Origin of the sequence: Rhodococcus sp. Leaf278, from assembly GCF_001426085.1 — a bacterium.
Lineage (GTDB): Bacteria > Actinomycetota > Actinomycetes > Mycobacteriales > Mycobacteriaceae > Rhodococcoides.
This window is the reverse complement of sequence record NZ_LMRR01000042.1, coordinates 166,724-184,723: the sequence shown is the minus strand read 5'-3', so window position 1 is coordinate 184,723 and position 18,000 is coordinate 166,724. Positions and strand designations below refer to the sequence as shown.

Sequence of the window (18,000 nt, the reverse complement as noted above, 5' to 3'; positions counted from 1 at the left end):
GCTGATGACTCGAAATCTGCTGAGAGCGGTACCGATCACCGATCGAGACCGGCCGTCGGTGTGTCGGTCTCGACGCGACCGTCGATCATGCTGACGATGCGGTCGGTGGAGCGCGCCGCCTCGAGGTCATGGGTCGCCATCACCACTGCTCGACGCCCCTCGCTGGCGTGTGCCACGTCCGCCAGTATTTCGAGGATGTTGTGGGAGGTCTTCGAGTCGAGATTGCCGGTGGGTTCGTCGGCGATCAACAGTGCCGGATTCATCATCAGTGCTCGGGCGATCGCAATGCGTTGGATCTGACCACCGGACAGCTGCGCCGGCCGGTGCTCGGAGCGTTGCGAGAGCCCGACCATCTCGAGCAGTCGCATCGCGTCGGCCTTGGCCTTCTTGATGGGAGTGCCGTCCAACAACTTGGGGACGGCGACGTTCTCCCAGGCCGACATCGTCGGCAACAGATTGAAGAACTGGAAGACGAAGCCCACCTGGTGGCGTCGGAAATCGGATTGGGCGTTGTCGTCGAGGGTGGTGACTTCGACATCGTTGAACCTGATGGAACCCGACGTCGGTGTGTCGAGTGCGCCCAGCATGTGCAGCAGCGTCGACTTGCCGGCACCGGACGGTGCGACGAGCGAGACGAACTGGCCGCCCTCGATCGTGAGATCGATGCCGTCCAACGCCCGCACCGGTTGCTCTCCGGTGGGGTACTCCTTGACCACCCCGGACAACTCCAGCATCAACTTCGCCACGGACGAATCCCCTTGCTTCTCGAATGTATCTTCGACGCTACCTGCCGTCGGATCGAGAAACCGTTCGGAACTCTCAGATCAAGCTGCGCCGCGCGAGGATTCGAGTCGGCGGGCCACCAGCGCGGCCTGTAGGTGTCGGATTCCGGACGGACGTGTGGGGTCGAAGCCGGTGAGCTGTGCGATCCGCTTGAGGCGGTAGTCGACGGTGTTGGTGTGCAGATGGAGCTGACGAGCAGACCGCTGACGGTTCAGATCGTGCGAGATATGGATCTCCAGGGTTTCGAGCAGCTCGGGTGACGAATCGAGCGGCTCGAGTATCTGAGTCAGGTGGCGTCGGCCGGGGCCCGGACGCGTCAGCTGGTACTCCAGCACGAGATCGTCCATGCGGTACAGGCCGGACGGGCGGTGCAGTTGATGGGCCAGAGACAGCAGTTCGTGGACCTGATCGGCTGCGGTGGGGATGTCCGCAGTGGCGGCCTGCTCGGCCGTGACGGTGACGGGCACCTCGGCGGCGGTTGCGATGCGATGCACCAGAGCCTCGACCCACTCGTCGTCGTGGACACCGGGAATCAGGACGGTGCCACCCTCGGTGCTCAGCAAGGACAGGGGAGTGCGGCCGCAGATCGTGGCCAGCTCGGCCTGGACACGACGCAGCTTTCTGCGAGCGGCGACCGTCTTCTGGATGTTGGGGTCGTTCTCGTCCGGGTGCGGCGGCACCGAGATGGCGAGCACGAGGTAGCTGTCGGCGAGTTCGATGCCGGACTGACGTGCCATCGACACCGCGTTGTGGCCGCTGAGAAGTGAGGTGACCAGAGTGTGCGCTGCAGTGTGGTGTTCGCTGGCCACGGCCTGCAGTTCTTCCACATAGCTCTTGCTGGCGGCGATGGATACCTTCTCCGACAGCAGCACGAACATGCGCGCGGCCTCGATCAGCTGCGCTGCATCGCCCTCACCCGCTCGCTTCGACACGAGATTCCAGCCGATCTGGATGCCCTCGTGGTAGACGCTGAGCACCGATTCGAGCGGAACTCCTTCGCGAGCCCACTGGCTGGCCTTGGCGCGAAGCTCGGCCAGGTCGGATTCCGCCGGGGCGCGGCGCTCGTCGAGCATCTGGACCGCGATGCTGATGCATTTGACGGTGAATTCGGTGACGTCGCCGTGGAGCTGTTCGCCTGGCAACGACCCGCAGGGAGTGTTGGCTGCGAAGTGTCCTACCAGGAGCCGCGCCACCGCGCGGAAGTCGCGAAGAGGAGCCGACGCAGGCTGACCCGCGACCATGATTCCGAGGCTAGTCGAGTTGTGAACGGTCACAGATCAACCCTTCGTGTTGGTTCTTCAGGTCATACGGACTGCAAACTTACTGGCGCGTATCAACGCGCTTCGATGGCTCAATGTAAACAATCGAACCTGAAACCGCGTTGTTTTCGTACTTCAAGTTTGTTTCCTGGCCTCTAACAGGATCGATCATAGGTTGTTATCTACGTGTGATCCATGGTTTCGGCAAAACTCGTTGTGATCTATCTCGAGCGACCGACGTGGCCGGCTGCGACTTGCCCTAAACAATCGGGAAGCTGTTCACGGCGCACGCGGCGCACATCTACCTTGATCCCGTCGGGAGTGGGCAACGAAGGGACGAGCATGCACAGTGATATCGGTCAGTTCACTGTCCTCCGGGAGTTGCGCCCGACGATCGAGGAAAATCTCGCCCGTCACCGCGTCGAGTCGGTTCAGTGGGTACCGGCCGATTTCGTGCGTGCCGAGATGTACTGGGGATCGCGTCCCTCGCCGCTGACCGAAACTGCCAAAGCCGCGTTGGTGACCAATCTTCTGGTCGAGCAGAACATTCCGCTCTACCGCCGGGATGCAGGGGCAACCGAGATCGGTGCCTGGCCGTCCTGGCTCACCGACTGGAGCAGTGAACGACGTCGGCACTCGGTGGCCCTCACCGATTACCTGGTCGCCACCCGCAGCGTCGATCCGGTCGCCCTCGGACGAGCTCGAGCGCAATGTATGACGGTGGGGTTCGACGCCCCCATGAACGGTGCACACCTGCTTCGGTCACTGGTTCAGGTGGTCCTCGACGAGTCGGTCTCGACTGTCAGTCATCGCAACACCGCGGACCAGTGCCATGATCCGGTGGCGGATCGTCTCCTCGGACGCATCGTCGCCGATCAGGAACTGCACGTCCGATTCTTCGCGAACTTGGTCTCGGCAGCGCTCACCGTGGCACCCGGCCTGACGGTCACCGCTATCACCGAGGTCGTCATGAATTTCCAGCTACCGGGTACCAACCTCCCCGGTTTCGCGCGCAGTGCAATGCTCATCGCGCGCGACGGCATCTACGATCTTGCGCGCCATCTCGACGAGGTACTGCGGCCCGTGTTGGCCCAGTGGCGCATCTTCGAGCGGACAGATCTCGGTGCCGGGGCGCGTAGTCGCGATCAATTGGCGGACTACCTGGACCATCTCGATGCCCAGGCCGCCACCATCGAACGCAGCTCTGTGCGAACGCGGGAGTACGCAAACGCATTGCGCGCCAGCTGACACCACTTACCTCGACGGGGTGGATCGACTAACCTGAACTCCTACTCTTCTTCACGCTCCACACCTTGTGTTCGGGGCAACGACCGGAGGCCCCCATCGTGACAGGCTCTCGACCGATCATCGTCGGTATAGACGGATCCGCCGCGGCGGACAAGGCAGTGATCTGGGCGGCCTTGTGCGCGCATCGACGCGATCGGCGGTTGCACATCGTCACTGCCGTCGACATGCCGGGAGTTGTCGATCTGAGCGAATTCGCCGGAGAAGCAACGGAATTCGTTGCGACGGCCAAGTCCAGGTTGGTGGCGGCAGAGACCCTGGCCGCGCTGGTCGTCGACGATCCCGCGTTCGAGGTGACGTCGAGCGCCATCGAGGGCGGCGTCATGGACGTTCTCATCGGCGTCTCGGCGCAGGCCGAGATTCTGGTGATCGGCGCCAGTGAAACCGGCGCTGTCACATTGTCTTTGGCGGCCCACAGCGTCTCGCCGGTGGCAGTGGTGCGGGGCCGTGACATCGACGGTCGTCCGGTCGCCGAGGGCCCGGTCGTTGTCGGCATCGATGGATCGGACGTCAATCAGACTGCCGTCGAGTCGGCGTTCGTCGAAGCGTCGGCGCGCGATGCCGTATTGATCGCGGTACACGTGTGGTCCGATGTGGATTTGACGCAATCGTTCGGCCGCGCGCCCAAGGATTGGCACGCCATTGCCGACGGCGAAGAGGCACTGCTGGCAGAGAGCCTCGCCGGCTGGCAGGAGCGATTCCCCGAGGTCGAGGTGCAGCGCATCGTGGCGCAGGACCGACCGGTACGGGTTCTCAGTGGCCTGTCCGAAACCGCGGCATTGATAGTGGTGGGCAACCGGGGACGCGGCGGATTCGGTGGAATGCTGCTGGGGTCCACGAGTTTTGCACTCGTGAACACTGCGGACTGCCCGGTATTGGTAGTGCGAAAAGCACTCACATAGCGACGGTCAGCAAAAAGCTCACGTCTTCGAGGGCCTCGACGCTGTGGCGGGCGTCGGGGATGACGAGCAGATCGCCGGTCGAGCCCTTCCAGGATCGCTCGCCGCTGATCAGCTCGAGCTTTCCGCTCAGCACCAGCACCGTCGACTCGCCGGACAGGTCGTGTTCGGCCAACTTGTTACCGGCGGCCAACGCCACGACAGTCTGCCTCAGGTGGCGTCGGTGACCGCCGTACACCGTCTGCGAACTGCGGCCACTCGACGCACCGACGGCGAGCTTGAGTTGTTGGCGGGCAAGTGCGGTGAGTGACTTCTTGTCCATGATCGTCAGTATGACGCACGGTCTGCGGTCGCGACGGGGGAATCCTGAACGCGCTCAGGAAGGTTGGGTAGCCTGTCCGTACTCGACGTAGCGAAACCGAGTGTCGTTCACTCTGCTGTTCTGCCACTCACCGGCCTTCGCGGTCCAGCCGTCCGGAATCTCGGGGGCGACGGTATCGCCGGAGATGTCGAGATCGACCTCGGTGACTTCGAGGTGCGTCGCGATACTCAATGCACTGCGATAGATTTCGCCGCCACCGATGATCCAAACCGGGCTTCCGCTCGCCAGGGCCACAGCGTCGGCGACACTCGGTGCGCTTTCGGCACCGTCGGCGGTCCACGACGCGTTACGGGTGACCACGATGTTGCGACGGCCCGGCAGCGGGCGGAACTTCGCCGGCAACGAATCCCAGGTCCTGCGCCCCATGATCACCGGGTGCTCGGCCGTCGTGGCTTTGAAGTGCGCCATGTCCTCGGGAATGCGCCAGGGGATGCCACCCCCGTCGCCGATGACCCCGGCCCGGCTCTGAGCCCAGATCAGACCGACGAATTGCGGGGCAGTCACACTGCGACCGGAGCCTTGATGGCCGGATGGTGCTGATAGTCCACTATCTCGATGTCCTCGAAGGTGTAGTCGAAGATCGAATCTCGTTGTGCCAGTTTCAGAGTGGGGTACGGATACGCCTCGCGGGAGAGCTGCTCGGTAACCTGTTCGCGGTGGTTGTCGTAGATGTGGCAGTCGCCGCCGGTCCACACGAATTCGCCCACTTCCAGACCCGTCTGGGCCGCCACCATGTGCGTGAGCAGCGCGTAGCTGGCGATGTTGAACGGCACACCGAGGAACATGTCTGCGCTGCGTTGGTACAGCTGGCAGGACAGTTTGCCGTCGGCCACGTAGAACTGGAAGAACGCGTGGCAGGGCGGAAGCGCCATCCGCGGGATCTCGCCGACGTTCCAGGCCGAGACGATCATGCGCCGCGAATCCGGATCGGTCTTCAAGGTCTCGATGACCTGGCTGATCTGGTCGATGTGCTCGCCGGACGGGGTGGGCCACGACCGCCACTGCACTCCGTAGACGGGGCCGAGCTCGCCGTCCGGAGCTGCCCACTCGTCCCAGATGCTCACGCCGTGCTCCTGCAGCCAGGTGGCGTTGGAGTCGCCGCGCAGGAACCACAGCAATTCGTACACGATCGACTTCAGATGGACCTTCTTGGTGGTGATCAACGGGAAGCCCGCTGCCAGATCGAAGCGCATCTGATGCCCGAACACGCTGGTGGTGCCGGTCCCGGTGCGGTCGGACTTCGCCGTCCCGGTATCGATGATGCGGCGCAGCAGATCTTCGTACGGAGTCGGAACCATCACGACGGTCATCGTAGCTGCATACTGGTTTCATGCCGGAATTGCCCGAGGTCGAAGCCCTTGCCGGCTTCCTGCGCGAACATGCCGTCGGTGCCGTCATCGGCCGCATCGACATCGCCGCGCTGAGTGTTCTCAAGACGTTCGATCCGCCGATCACCGAACTGCAGGGCCAGGACGTCACCGATGCCGCGCGGTTCGGTAAACACCTGGCACTGCGGGCCGGCGACCTGTGGTTGATCACGCATCTCTCGCGCGGCGGTTGGCTGCGGTGGGTGGACAATCCCAGCGCCGCGCCGCCCAAGCCCGGCAAAGGTCCGTTGGCACTGCGGATCCACTTCTTCACTCCCGAAGGCGCGACGCCCGCCATCGACCTCACCGAAGCCGGTACCAAGAAGCGATTGGCGGTCTGGGTGGTCCGTGACCCTGCGCAGGTGGCGAGCGTCGCTCGCCTCGGACCCGATGCGCTGACGGTCACCGAGCTCGAGTTCGCCGAAATACTCGCCGGCACCACCGCGCGACTGAAGACCTCGTTGGTGGACCAATCTCTGTTGGCCGGTATCGGCAACGCGTACTCGGACGAGATATTGCACGTCGCGAAGCTCTCGCCGTTCGCGTCGTCGAGCAAGCTCGATCCCGAATCCGTCGCGACGCTCTACGCGTCGATGCGCTCGGTGCTGTCCGACGCGGTGGCCCGCTCGGCCGGGCAGGACGCGGCGCGGCTGAAGGGGGAGAAGCGATCTGGTATGCGGGTGCACGCCAGAACTGGGCTGCCGTGCCCGGTGTGCGGAGATCCGGTACGCGAAGTCGCGTACGTCGATCGATCGTTTCAGTACTGCGCCACCTGCCAGACGGCCGGCAAAATTCTTGCCGACCGTCGAATGTCACGTCTGCTCAAGTGACGGGTTCGAGTTTCTGGCTGGCGTAGCCGCGGTAGCCTTCCCACGCCTTGCGGCGGTCGCTCCGTGGATCCTTCTGCACCCGAGTGCGGGTGTCGAAGATCAGTGTCTTTCGGTCGCCTTCGTCGTACGCCGGCCACGACTCCAACGGCTTTCCGTTGGTGGCGAACGCAATCCAGTGCGATTGCACCTGCTCGGTGACCTCGGAGAACGCCTTGCGTCCGCCGGCCAGGGTGAGCGCCTTACCGAACAAGGTCTCACTGATGCCGAACACGGCGAACAACTCGAAGCCGTGGGTGGCGTCCAATCCGAGCAGCTTCATCGATCGCGGCGCGAAGTCGAATCGGTAGAAATACGTCGGTGCGTGACGCGAATGTCCCTCGGCCACTTCCAGTGACGGCTTCCAGAAGGTGAAGTCGCCGCCGAAGTCGATGGCGGCACGCTCGTTCGGGTAGCCCCGGTAGCCTGAGGTGACCACCGCTTCGGCGTCGGGATCGGTGAGTGAGAACAGCTTGGTGATGCGCTCCGGATTGGTGGGCAACGCGTCGAGAAACTTCGGAAACAGCGTTCCCTCACGGGCATTGGTACCGATGATCAGCGGCACGCGGTGCGCGGTGCCGTTCGCATACGCCTCGACCGGGCTGATCGGTAGGAAGTCACCGTCGATCACCGGGCCGAACGGGAGCAGGCCCGGAGTGCGGTGCAACGTGGTGAGACCCAGCTTGGTTCCCGCGCGTCCGAGCCGTAGTACCTCGGCGTTCTCGAGGGTCTCGGCAGCGTTCTCGACGGTGCCGCCGAGGTAGCCGACGTATTCACGCGCCCATTGATCGGCGCGCTCCTTGGTGGCAGTCATGCCGGGAGCGGAACTCTCGGAAATGGCCTGAGCGAAAAGGTCTTTGGCCGAGGGAACCGTCATCAGGGTGGTGACGGCGTTGCCGCCGGCAGACTCACCGAAAACGGTGACGTTGCTCGGATCGCCGCCGAACTCGGCGATGTTGCGTTGCACCCATTCCAGAGCGGCTACCTGATCTCGCAAGCCGAGGTTGGAGTCGAACGGCCGCTCGGGAGTGGAGAACTGGGACATGTCGAGGTAGCCGAGAGCGCCGAGTCGGTAGTTGACCGAGACGTAGATGATGCCGTCGCCGTCCTTCAGCGAGCGGCGCACCAGTGAGCCGCCGCCGTACAGGGGAGTAGCCGACGTGCCGAGGGTGTACGCGCCGCCATGGATGAACACCATGACCGGCCGCGGGTTCGCGCTCGGTGCGCTGGGAGCGAGCACATTGAGCGTCAGGCAGTCCTCGCTCGACGGCTGGTACTTGCCGATCGCGAGCATCGTGCCTCGCTTGTGCTGAACGGAGGCGTTGCCCCACTCGGTGGCGTCGCGCACGCCGTCCCACCGTTCGGTGGGTTGCGGCGCCCGGAAACGCAGTGGGCCGACGGGTGGGGCGGCGTAGGGAATGCCTCGCCAGGTGGTGAGGTCACCGACGGGCTTTCCCTCGATGATGCCGTCTGAGGTGGTCACGCGTGTCGTCACAGCCATGTCGCGAGTGTACTGATCGGTCCTTACCCGTGGGTAAGAACCGGCGGGGTTCGGTACCGGGCAGACTCGAGTGCATGCCTTTCGAGTACCGAGCCGAGATCGTGCAGCTGCTGCGGGCCCCCTCGCACGCGTATTTCGGAAGATCCAAGGACGGCCCGGTCGAGGTAGCGACCGACCTGCCGCCCAGTGTCGAGATCGTGGCCCACAAGGGCATCCGGGGTGATCGCTTCTTCGGAGTCAAAGCACACACGGAGGCCGCGGTGAGCTTCCTGGCCGTCGAGGCATGGGAAGCGGTGGGGGACGTGCTCGGTGTGGAGGTGCCCGATCCCTCGGTGGCCCGAAGAAATGTAGTTGTGCGTGGTCTCGAACTCGACCCGCTCCGCGGTCTCGAATTCGAACTCGATTCCGGCGACGGCTGGATCACGTTCCGCGGCGGGCGGCCGGCCCACCCGTGCGCGTGGATGGACCGCATGGTGGCCGACGGCGCACGTAAGGCGCTGATCGGTCGCGGCGGACTGCGCGTGGAACCACTGTCCGACGGCATTCTGCGGGTCGGGGAGTTGATGGTGCGTTCCCCTGTCGAGCTGGAGGCGGCACGAGCGGCGCTGTCGGTCAGGCGCGCGCAGCCGATCTGACCTGGCTCTTCTCGGACCCGCGTGGATTCTTGCTGTGTGGATTCTTGCTCACCAAGCAAATCTATGCCCATAATGCGGGTAGCGGTGTGACGGATCACACCACACCGATCCTCATGGCGTCGGTCACTCGTCCAGCAGGAAGAATTGCCGATGTCCGACATGTGGATCGTGATCAACACCGTCGTCGCCGTGCTGGCGGTGGTGGTCTTCATCGTTCGTTTTCACTTCAACCCGGTGATCTCGCTCGTACTCGGGGCCGCGTACCTGGGTCTGGCGACGAAGCTCGGCGTATCGACCACCGTCGACACCATCACCGGCGGATTCGGCGAGATCATGGCCGAGGTGGGGCTGCTCATCGCGTTCGGTGTGCTCATGGGGTCGGTGCTGCAGGAGATGAGCGCCATCCAGCGTCTCGTCGGCACCCTGCTGAAAACGTTCGGGCCCAAGCGGCTCCCGTACGCGCTGTCGCTGACCATCGCAACCGTGTTGCAGTCCATCTTCCTCGACGTGCTGCTCGTGATCTCGGCGCCGCTCGCTCGTAACCTCGCCCCCAAGATCGGTAAGTACGGCACAGCGAGAATGGCTACGGCACTGGCCATCTCGCTCGAATGCGGAATCGTGTTCATGGTCCCCGGTGTCGCGACGCTCGCGCTGGCCGGACTGCTCGGCGTGCCGCTGGGCAAGATGATGATCTACGGACTGATCCTGATCGTTCCCGTCGTCGTGCTGTCGGTGGCCATCATGTCGTTCGTGTTCCGGCACGGCTGGTGGAACGAGGAGAAGGACGAGCAGCAGATTGTCGTAGTCCCGGAGCCTGTGATTCCCGATCCCGTCGATTCCGACGACCAGCCCCTCGAAGCCGGCGGTGGCGTGGCGCAGAAGGTGCGCACCGAGAAGCAGACCTCGCTGCTGGTGTTGCTCTCGCCGCTGCTGCTCGCGCTCGTCCTCATCGCCGTCGGCGCGGTACTCGAAGTGGCCGAAATATCGGTACCTGTGGTCGAATTCATCGCGAGCCCGGTGATCGCGCTGCTCATCGGCTTGGTCGGGACGTGCCTCATCGGCCGCTTCCACGTCGGTCAGGCCCGGGTGGAGAAGGCGCTCGCCCGAGGCTTCGCCGAGAGCGGGCAGATCCTGATCCTCACCGGTGTCGGCGGGTCGCTCGCGGCCGTCATCAACGAAGCGGGTCTCGGCGACATTCTCGGCCAGTACTTCACGGCCAGCACCGCGGCGCCGCTGTTGATGGTGTGGGTCATCGCTGCCGCGCTGCACATCGCCGTCGGATCGGTGACGATCTCCGCCATCACCTCCGCCGGCATCCTCGCCCCGGTCGCTCCGCTGATCGGCCTCGACCCGGTGTTCATTGCACTCGCCGCCGGTGCCGGATCCCTGTTCGCCGTGCACGTCACCAGCAACACCTTCTGGCTGCTGCAGTCCTTGATGGGTCAGTCGACCAGGGGCACACTCAAGACGTGCTCGGTGGGTGTCTCGTTGGCGTCGGTCATCGCCATCGCGTTGATCGTGCCGATGAGCTGGATCCTGTGAGCCCTGATTCTGTGAGCACTGATTCTGTGAGTACCGAAAGGAACACGATGGCATTGCCGCTCAGCGGAGTTCGAGTACTCGAACTCGGCAACTACATAGCCGCCCCTACTGCGGCGCGGATGCTCGCCGACTTCGGTGCCGAGGTGATCAAGGTCGAACGGCCCGGAACCGGCGACGAACTGCGTAACTGGCGGTTGTACTCGGGCACCACGTCGATGCTCTACCGCACGATCAACCGGAACAAGAAGTCGATCGTGCTGGACCTGCGTACCGAACAGGGTCGCAAGGATGTCGTCGACCTCGCCGCGAAATGCGACATCGTGCTCGAGAATTTCCGGCCCGGCACTCTGGAGAAATGGGGCATCTCGCCGGAGGTGCTCAGCGCAGCGAACCCCGAGTTGATCATCACGCGTATCTCGGCCTTCGGGCAGACCGGCCCGATGTCGCAGCGACCTGGATTCGCCGCTGTCGCAGAGGCATACGGCGGCTTCCGCAACCTCGTCGGTGATCCGGACCGCCCGCCGGTGCGAGTCGGTGTCTCGATCGGGGATTCGATCGCCGGTCTGTACGCGGCATTCGGTTGCGTCATGGCGCTGTTCCAGCGCCAGACGCAGCGCGCAGCAGAGAAATCGGATCCGTTGTCGCTCGAACAACGTTCCATCGATGTCGCACTGAACGAGTCGATTCTGTCGATGATGGAATCGCTGATCCCGGATTACCTCGCCTATGGCGTCGAACGTGAACGAACGGGCGGCCGGATGGAAGGCATCGCCCCGTCGAACGCCTACCCGTGCAACGACGGTCACTCGATCATCATCGCCGGCAACGGCGACGCCATCTTCCAGCGATACATGGAGACCATCGACCGTCCTGATCTGGGAGCCGATCCGGACCTGGCGTCCAACGCGGGCCGATGGCGTCGGCGCGACGAGTTGGACGCCGCTATCTCGGCCTGGACCGGATTACATTCGCGCGACCAGGCTTTGAAGATCCTCGACGCTGCCGGGGTGCCGTCGGGACCGATCTACACGGCGGCCGATATCGTCGCCGACGAGCAGTATGCCGCCCGCAACATGATTCAGCACTTCCAGGTGGACACCGGTAACGACGAACTCGCCGACGTCGGGTTCGTCGGGGTGGTCCCGGTGATCGGCGACGCATCCCTGCCGATTCGTTCGGTCGGACCGGATCTGGGCGAACACACCCGAGAAGTACTGTCGACCCTGCTCGGACGTACCGACGAAGAGATGGGCCTGTAGATGTACCGATTCGACCCTTCCGCCGACTTGCGCGACGTCACGATGCGCGACGGTCTGCAGCTCACCGGCAAGATGCTCTCCACCGAACGTAAACTCGAGATCATCAGGGCCCTCATCGAACTCGGTGTACCGTCGCTCGAGATCGGCTCGATGGCGCGGGGCGACAAGGTGCCGCCGATGGCCAACACCCTCGAGGTCATCGGTGAATTGACCGCCGAGGAACTTGCGCGCTGCTGGGTGTGGGTCGCCACTCCACGTCACGTCGAGAAGGCCGCCGCCGCTGGGGCTCGCAACTTTCAGTACTGCTTCTCCGCGTCGGACTCGCACAATCAGGCCAACATCGGGCGTACCACCGAGGTGTCGCTCGCGGCCATGCCCGATGCCGTCGACATCACGCGATCGGTGGGCGGTGAGATCGAGCTGTGTATCGCGACGTCCTTCACGTGCCCGTTCGAGGGGCAGGTACCGCCCGATCGGGTCATCGAGATAGCCAACGACGAACGTGCAACCGGTGCAACCGATATCGTCATCTGCGACACCCTCGGGCAGGCCGTCCCGGTGCAGGTGTCGTCACTGATCTCGCGGGTGCGCGCCGAGACTCCGGATCGCAGAGTGGTGTTCCACGGGCACGACACCTGGGGCCTGGGCGTTACGAACACTCTTGCCGCGATCTCCGCCGGAGCAACGATGGTCGACGGTTCGCTCGGCGGACTGGGTGGCTGTCCCTTCGCCCCCGGGGCCAGCGGCAATACCTCGTCGGAGGACATTCTGTTCGCCACGCGGCCGGACTGGTTCGAGCCGAAAACCCTGGCAGCCATGGTCTCTCTGTCCGAGGAGCTGCTCACCGAGCTGGGCGAGCCCATGCGATCGAAAACCGTTCAGGGCGCACGATCCGAAGCTCGAGCGTTCGAGTGGGTCGTATGAGCCGCATCCTCGTCACCACCGAGATCCCGTCCCCGGGCATGGATATCCTGCGCGCCGCCGGGGAAGTGGACCTGCGGGAGCTCGATCACGAGCAGTTGGTCGAGGCATGCGCCTCGGGGGACTACTCCGTCGTGGTCTCCCAGCTACGCGACCGGTTCGATGCGGAGCTGCTGGCCTCGGCATCACTCGTCGGGATATCCAACTATGCTGTCGGATACGACAACATCGACGTCGCGGCGGCCACCGAACGCGGCATCACGGTCGCCAATACCCCTGGGGTGTTGACCGATTCGACCGCGGACATCGCGATGCTGCTGATCCTGTCCACGGCTCGCCGCGCCGTCGAGGCCGATGCGTTCGTCCGCTCCGGCTCGTTCACCGGATGGGAGCCGGAACTGCTTCTCGGCAGCGACGTCTCGGGTCGAGTGCTGGGGCTGGCCGGCTTCGGTCGTATCGCCCGCGCCACCGCTCGCCGGGCGTTGGGCTTCGGCATGACGGTCAAGTTCTGTCCCCGTCCGCCCGGCGATCGCGAGGTCTCCGAGGACGAGCTCGGTGAGTTCGCAGGCCGCGTCGAGCATGCGTCGTGGGACGAGATCGTCACGACAAGCGACTTTCTGTCCCTGCATGTTCCGCTTTCGGACTCCACCCACCATCTGGTGGACTCAGCCGCACTCGCGGCGATGAAATCGTCGGCGATTCTGATCAACACCGCGCGGGGGCCGGTGGTCGACGAGGCGGCACTGGTGGTCGCACTGCGTGAGAAGTCGATCGCCGCAGCAGGTTTGGACGTCTACGAGCGTGAACCGGCCCTCGAACCCGGCCTGGCAGACCTGCCCAATACGGTGTTGCTCCCACACGTGGGGAGCGCGACGGTGTCGGTGCGTTCGGAGATGGCACGGCTGTGTGCCACCAACGCCGCGGCCATGTTCGGGGGTTCGCTGCCTCCGCACCCGGTGAATCCCGACGCCTGGGGTCACGCGGGATAGCGTCCGCCGAGGGTTCTCGTGATCTGCTCGGCATGCGAGATCAGCAGGTCCACCCAGGCCTCGCACTGCGATTGCGGCATCCGCAATGTCGGGCCGCTGATCGTGACGGCACCGACGATGTCTGCCGCCGAGTCGAACACCGGAGCGGACAGGCCCGATGCTCCGGTTTCGCGCTCACCGGTGGTGATCGCGTAGCCGTCGGACCTGGTCTGTGCCAACAGGGCTCGCATCGTCTCGGCTTCGGTCACCGTCTGCTCGGTCATCGATTCGAGCTCACGGGAGAGGACACGCTCGGCCAGTTCCGAATCCCACGCCAGCAGGACGCGACTGGCCGATCCCGCGCTGAGCGGGATGACCTTGCCTACGTACATGTCTCGTCGCAGCGCATGCCGTGTCTCGGCGATCGCGACGCAGACACGGTAATTCTGTTCGGGCCGAAAGAAACACGCCGTTTCGGTCGTCAGATCGCGCATGTCCTTGAGTATCGGGTTGACGACGGAGAGCACGTCCAGGTCCTTGGTCGCCGTCGCGGCCCAGTAGGCCATGCGCACCCCGATGCGAATGCGATCGCCGTTCCGGTCCAGGAATCCTTGCTGCACCAGATTGGTGACCAGTCGCTGGACGGTCGAGGTCGGTAGTCCGGTGGTCTGTTGAATCTCTCCGAGAGTCAACGAGGGACGGTCGAACGAGAAGGCGTCGAGTATCTCGGTGATCTTGCCCAGCACCAGAAGCGGCTGCTGCTTCGACGTGCTCTCGGTGCTCACCCGACCAATCTACTCGGTTGCTCGCCTCACCAGGAGATCGATGGGCTTGGTCAGGAACAGGATCATCAGCGACCACAGTCCGAGCGAGGTGAAGGTGACACCGAAGGCGATGAGGATCAACACCGAACTGATCGCGCCGTTGCGGACGCGCTCGAGGTCTCTCGAATCGGCGGCCACGATGGACGGGTGCCGGGAGACGATGATGTCCGCGACGAACATGGAGATGACCGATACCGCGATGGTGGCGACATAGAGCGTCGACGAACTCGAGTCGTAGCCGTTCTTCTCGGCGATCAGCTTCGTCGGGAACGGCAGGAAGACGATCGAGAGCAGCCACACGAAGTTCACCCACATCAAAGCCCGCGTGTAGCCGATCAGATTCCTGAAGACTCGATGGTGACTGAGCCATTGGGTGTAGATCACCAGAAAGCTCAGCACGAAAGCGTAGAACTCGACTCCGTGTTCGCGAAAGACATCCATGAAACTGTCGCTCTGGCCCGGGTCCGCCAGCTCGACGAGTGGCAGCACCAGCAGCGTCGCGGCAATTGCGACCACGGCGTCACTGAAATTGACCAGTCTCTCGAAACCGCGTTGGTATTCCATATCGCCCTTCCACTCCTCATGTCAGCCCATTCTGTATCGCATGTCAGCACGGTGCCGTCTCTGCGAGTAGCGTCCGGACGATGTCCGATCGACGAACACTCACCACCGGTCGAGTCGTGTTTCTCGTTGTCGCCGCTGCGGCGCCGATGGCGGCCATGATCGGCAACGTACCGTTGGCTCTGATACGGGGAAACGGTGCCGGCCTTCCCGCTGCCTATGCAATCAGTGCTGTTGTACTGCTGTGCTTCTCGGTGGGTTTCGCGGCGATCAGCCAGCAGGTATACAGCACCGGTGCGTTCTACACCTATATCGGTCTGGCGCTGGGAAAGCCACCCGGCGTTGCTGCCGCATATGTCGCAGTTGTCGCGTATACCTCGCTGGCGTGTGGCCTTTCGGGAGCATTCGGATATTTCACACATCTGGTATTTGCCGATTCCGGTATCGACATTCCGTGGTACGTGTTCACGGCCATCGCTGTCGTAATTGTCGCATTCCTCGGCTTCCGAAATGCCGACCTTTCGGCCAAGGTGTTGGGAACACTGATGGTGCTCGAGTTCGCTTTTCTGACTGTGTTCAATGTCCTGGTGGTGGGTGACAAGGGAACCGCGGCGGTGCCACTGGAGTCGTTCACCCCGACGCAGGTGTTCTCCGGATCGCTGGGGATAGCGATGATGTTCGCCTTTTCGAGTTTCATCGGCTTCGAGTCTGCGGCACTGTACGGCGAGGAAACCAAGGATCCCAGGCGCAGCATCCCGCGCGCGACGTTCATCGCGGTCACGCTCATCGCGGTGTTCTACGTGTTGACGAGTTGGATCATCGTGGGGGCCGCGGGCGGTGTCGACGCACCGATACTGGCCGAGAGCGAACTGGGCAATCTTCTGTTCACGCTGGCGCAGCAGTACGGCGGAACCGTGCTGTACGACGGTACCGCGGTGCTGCTGTGCACCAGCGTGCTCGCGTCCTATCTCGCCGTGCACAACGCGGCCAGCCGATATCTGTTCGCTCTCGGGCGAGAGCGCGTACTTCCGATGCGGCTGGGCCGAATTCACCCGCGTCACTCGAGCCCGCACATCGGAAGCGTCACCGCTTCGGTCGTGGCTGCACTCTCACTCACCGTATTTGCGGTCACCGGTGCCGACCCATACCTGATCTACGCGGCCGGTGCCATCGGGCTGGGAACGTTGGGAGTCATTGCTCTGCAAGCCGCTGCGGCGCTGTCGGTGGTGGTGTTCTTCATCGGCCATCCGGATCGCTCGCTGTGGCGCACCGGAATTGCGCCCGGAATCGGTTTCGCCGGCTTCATGACCGGATTAATACTCGCCGGAACGCATTACAGCATCCTGACCGGTTCCGATTCCGCGATCGTCAACGCGATCCCTGTGGTCCTGATTCTCGCCGCGATCCTCGGGGTCCTGGTGGCACTACGCATCAGACGCGCCGACCCGAAGACCTACGAGGGCATCGCCGCGGCCTACATGCGTCAGTGATCGGCTGTTCGACGGGCCTCGAGTAGCCTCAGCCAGATCTCGCTGACCGTCGGATACGACGGCACCGCATGCCACAGGTCGTCGAGCGAGACCTTGCCGACCACCGCGACGGTGGCGGCGTGAACGAGCTCGGCGACGCCCGGTCCGACGAACGTCGCGCCCACTATCGTGTCGGTTGCACGGTCGATCACCAGCTGCGCCCGGCCCGTGTAATCGTCCTGCTGCAGAGACGAACCCGCGACGGCGATGTCCTGCGCCACGATCTCGACGTCGATGCCTTCCTGTCGGGCTTGTGCTTCGGTCGATCCGACGGACGCCACCTCGAGCGGCGTGAACACGACCTGGGGTACCTGGCCGTGGTCCGCTGTTGCCCGGAATCGCTTCTGGTCCAGCGACTTTCCTTCGGCCCTGGCGGCAATGACGTCACCGGCCACCCGTCCCTGGTACTTCCCCATGTGCGTCAGCGGAGCGCGGCCGTTGACGTCACCCACCGCGTACAGCCAGTCGCGGCCTGCAACCTCGAGGTGATCGTTCACCTCGATGTATCCGCCGTCGGTGAGTCCGACGGCGGACAGTCCTAGATCCTTGCTCGCCGGGGTTCGGCCTGCTGCGACCAGAACCTCGTCCACGACGAGGGCGTCACCGCCGACCGTGAGAGTGACCGTGCCACCGTGGATTCGACCGATACCGGTGTCGGCGGGGTTCTCTCGTGACACCGACCCGAGGGAGGCGTCGAGCATGATCGTTGCGCCGCGCTGTTTCAGAGCCTCGGCGACCAGTTCACCGGCGAACGGTTCGGAACCGGCCAGCAGCGACGATCCGCGGACGATCATCGTCACCTTCGCTCCGAGAGAGAGCAACCAGGTGGCCGCCTCCGTAGCGACGACGCCACCGCCGATGATCGCGATGTGCCCGGGCGTCTCGTGAATGTTGGTGGCATCGCGGGAGATCCAGGGAAGGGCGTCGCGCAGGCCGGGGGTGTTCGGTACCGATGCGGTGGTTCCGGTGGCGAGGACAACAGCGTGACGAGCGGTGAGCGTGTGTCCGTCGACATCGACTGTCTTGTCCCCGGTGAGTCGACCGTGGCCGCGGATCACCGAGATTCCGGCCGATTCGGCCCACGTCACCTGCGAGGAGTCGTCCAAGCTGTGGGTGTAGGACTCGCGCCGGGCCAGCACCGCGTCGGCGTCGAGAGGCTGATCGCCCACCAGCTCTTTGACTCCCGGCATGTTTCGCGCGGTGTCGAGCACCTCGCTCGGACGCAGCAGAGCCTTGCTGGGCATGCAGGCCCAGTAGGAGCATTCACCGCCGAGCAGTTCGTGTTCGACGATCACGGCGGTGCGATCGCTGCCCTGTATTGCGTACTGTGCGGCATTCTCGCCCACCGGGCCACCGCCGATGACGATCACGTCGAATTCCGAGCTCTCCGGTGCCATAG

At 64.0% G+C, this 18,000-nt stretch carries 18 protein-coding genes; 9 read left to right on the top strand and 9 right to left on the bottom strand.

Going from position 1 to position 18,000, the window contains the following annotated elements; genetic code table 11:
* Window positions 1-35: 35 nt before the first annotated feature.
* A complete protein-coding gene (locus ASG84_RS22660; protein WP_057479335.1) occupies window positions 36-737 on the bottom strand; it encodes an ABC transporter ATP-binding protein in 702 nt (233 codons plus the stop codon).
* An 87-nt stretch (window positions 738-824) separates the two neighbouring features.
* On the bottom strand, window positions 825-2,024 hold the full coding sequence (locus tag ASG84_RS22655; protein ID WP_235581797.1) for a PucR family transcriptional regulator: 1,200 nt from the start codon (window positions 2,022-2,024) through the stop codon (window positions 825-827).
* Window positions 2,025-2,384: 360 nt separating this feature from the next.
* On the opposite strand from ASG84_RS22655, the gene ASG84_RS22650 reads away from it, so the two are divergent.
* Together ASG84_RS22650 and ASG84_RS22645 are read left to right on the top strand one after the other, a co-directional pair.
* Entirely contained in the window at window positions 2,385-3,290 is a 906-nt protein-coding gene (locus ASG84_RS22650; protein WP_057479219.1) for an acyl-ACP desaturase, read from the top strand.
* A 98-nt stretch (window positions 3,291-3,388) separates the two neighbouring features.
* Entirely contained in the window at window positions 3,389-4,249 is an 861-nt protein-coding gene (locus ASG84_RS22645) for a universal stress protein (RefSeq protein ID WP_057479218.1), read from the top strand.
* Here ASG84_RS22645 and ASG84_RS22640 read toward each other — a convergent pair.
* Genes ASG84_RS22640 through ASG84_RS22630 form a run of 3 tightly spaced genes read right to left on the bottom strand, consistent with a single transcriptional unit; the run spans window position 4,242 to window position 5,929 of the window.
* On the bottom strand, window positions 4,242-4,568 hold the full coding sequence (locus tag ASG84_RS22640) for a cupin domain-containing protein (protein ID WP_032395790.1): 327 nt from the start codon (window positions 4,566-4,568) through the stop codon (window positions 4,242-4,244). The genes ASG84_RS22645 and ASG84_RS22640 overlap by 8 nt on opposite strands.
* A 54-nt stretch (window positions 4,569-4,622) precedes the next feature.
* Entirely contained in the window at window positions 4,623-5,132 is a 510-nt protein-coding gene (locus ASG84_RS22635; protein WP_057479217.1) for a dihydrofolate reductase, read from the bottom strand.
* On the bottom strand, window positions 5,129-5,929 hold the full coding sequence (locus ASG84_RS22630; RefSeq protein WP_057479334.1) for a thymidylate synthase: 801 nt from the start codon (window positions 5,927-5,929) through the stop codon (window positions 5,129-5,131). Before ASG84_RS22630 ends, ASG84_RS22635 begins: the two co-directional genes overlap by 4 nt.
* Before the next feature lie 29 nt (window positions 5,930-5,958).
* On the opposite strand from ASG84_RS22630, the gene ASG84_RS22625 reads away from it, so the two are divergent.
* Window positions 5,959-6,825 carry an Fpg/Nei family DNA glycosylase gene (locus ASG84_RS22625; protein ID WP_057479216.1) on the top strand — a complete coding sequence of 289 codons (867 nt, stop codon included), beginning with the start codon at window positions 5,959-5,961 and terminating at the stop codon, window positions 6,823-6,825.
* On the opposite strand, the gene ASG84_RS22620 is transcribed toward ASG84_RS22625, so the two are convergent.
* Window positions 6,818-8,362: a carboxylesterase/lipase family protein gene (locus ASG84_RS22620; RefSeq protein ID WP_057479215.1), complete on the bottom strand. Its 1,545-nt coding sequence runs from the start codon at window positions 8,360-8,362 to the stop codon at window positions 6,818-6,820. The genes ASG84_RS22625 and ASG84_RS22620 overlap by 8 nt on opposite strands.
* Before the next feature lie 74 nt (window positions 8,363-8,436).
* Here ASG84_RS22620 and ASG84_RS22615 point away from each other — a divergent pair, with 74 nt between their 5' ends.
* The 5 genes from ASG84_RS22615 to ASG84_RS22595 all read left to right on the top strand — a co-directional run bounded on the left by ASG84_RS22615 (window position 8,437) and on the right by ASG84_RS22595 (window position 13,708).
* Window positions 8,437-8,997, top strand: coding sequence for a molybdenum cofactor biosysynthesis protein (locus tag ASG84_RS22615; protein ID WP_057479214.1), 561 nt, complete (start codon window positions 8,437-8,439; stop codon window positions 8,995-8,997).
* A gap of 150 nt (window positions 8,998-9,147) precedes the next feature.
* Window positions 9,148-10,539, top strand: a complete 1,392-nt coding sequence (locus ASG84_RS22610; protein ID WP_057479213.1) for a GntP family permease — start codon at window positions 9,148-9,150, stop codon at window positions 10,537-10,539.
* A 47-nt stretch (window positions 10,540-10,586) separates the two neighbouring features.
* Window positions 10,587-11,798, top strand: a complete 1,212-nt coding sequence (locus tag ASG84_RS22605) for a CaiB/BaiF CoA transferase family protein (RefSeq protein ID WP_156399666.1) — start codon at window positions 10,587-10,589, stop codon at window positions 11,796-11,798.
* Window positions 11,799-12,722 (top strand): hydroxymethylglutaryl-CoA lyase, encoded by a 924-nt coding sequence (locus tag ASG84_RS22600; protein ID WP_057479212.1) that lies wholly within the window; start codon window positions 11,799-11,801, stop codon window positions 12,720-12,722.
* The gene (locus ASG84_RS22595; RefSeq protein ID WP_057479211.1) at window positions 12,719-13,708 is read left to right on the top strand and encodes a 2-hydroxyacid dehydrogenase; all 990 of its coding nucleotides are present in this window, start codon (window positions 12,719-12,721) and stop codon (window positions 13,706-13,708) included. The genes ASG84_RS22600 and ASG84_RS22595 overlap by 4 nt, the downstream gene beginning before the upstream one ends.
* Here the strand turns inward: ASG84_RS22595 and ASG84_RS22590 are convergent.
* Together ASG84_RS22590 and ASG84_RS22585 are read right to left on the bottom strand one after the other, a co-directional pair.
* Window positions 13,696-14,472 carry an IclR family transcriptional regulator gene (locus tag ASG84_RS22590; protein ID WP_057479210.1) on the bottom strand — a complete coding sequence of 259 codons (777 nt, stop codon included), beginning with the start codon at window positions 14,470-14,472 and terminating at the stop codon, window positions 13,696-13,698. The genes ASG84_RS22595 and ASG84_RS22590 overlap by 13 nt on opposite strands.
* A gap of 9 nt (window positions 14,473-14,481) precedes the next feature.
* Window positions 14,482-15,075 (bottom strand): TMEM175 family protein, encoded by a 594-nt coding sequence (locus tag ASG84_RS22585; RefSeq protein ID WP_057479209.1) that lies wholly within the window; start codon window positions 15,073-15,075, stop codon window positions 14,482-14,484.
* Window positions 15,076-15,155: 80 nt separating this feature from the next.
* Here ASG84_RS22585 and ASG84_RS22580 point away from each other — a divergent pair, with 80 nt between their 5' ends.
* Window positions 15,156-16,562, top strand: a complete 1,407-nt coding sequence (locus tag ASG84_RS22580) for an APC family permease (protein WP_057479208.1) — start codon at window positions 15,156-15,158, stop codon at window positions 16,560-16,562.
* On the opposite strand, the gene ASG84_RS22575 is transcribed toward ASG84_RS22580, so the two are convergent.
* Window positions 16,556-17,998, bottom strand: a complete 1,443-nt coding sequence (locus tag ASG84_RS22575) for a dihydrolipoyl dehydrogenase family protein (protein WP_057479207.1) — start codon at window positions 17,996-17,998, stop codon at window positions 16,556-16,558. The genes ASG84_RS22580 and ASG84_RS22575 overlap by 7 nt on opposite strands.
* Between the last annotated feature and the right edge of the window lie 2 nt (window positions 17,999-18,000).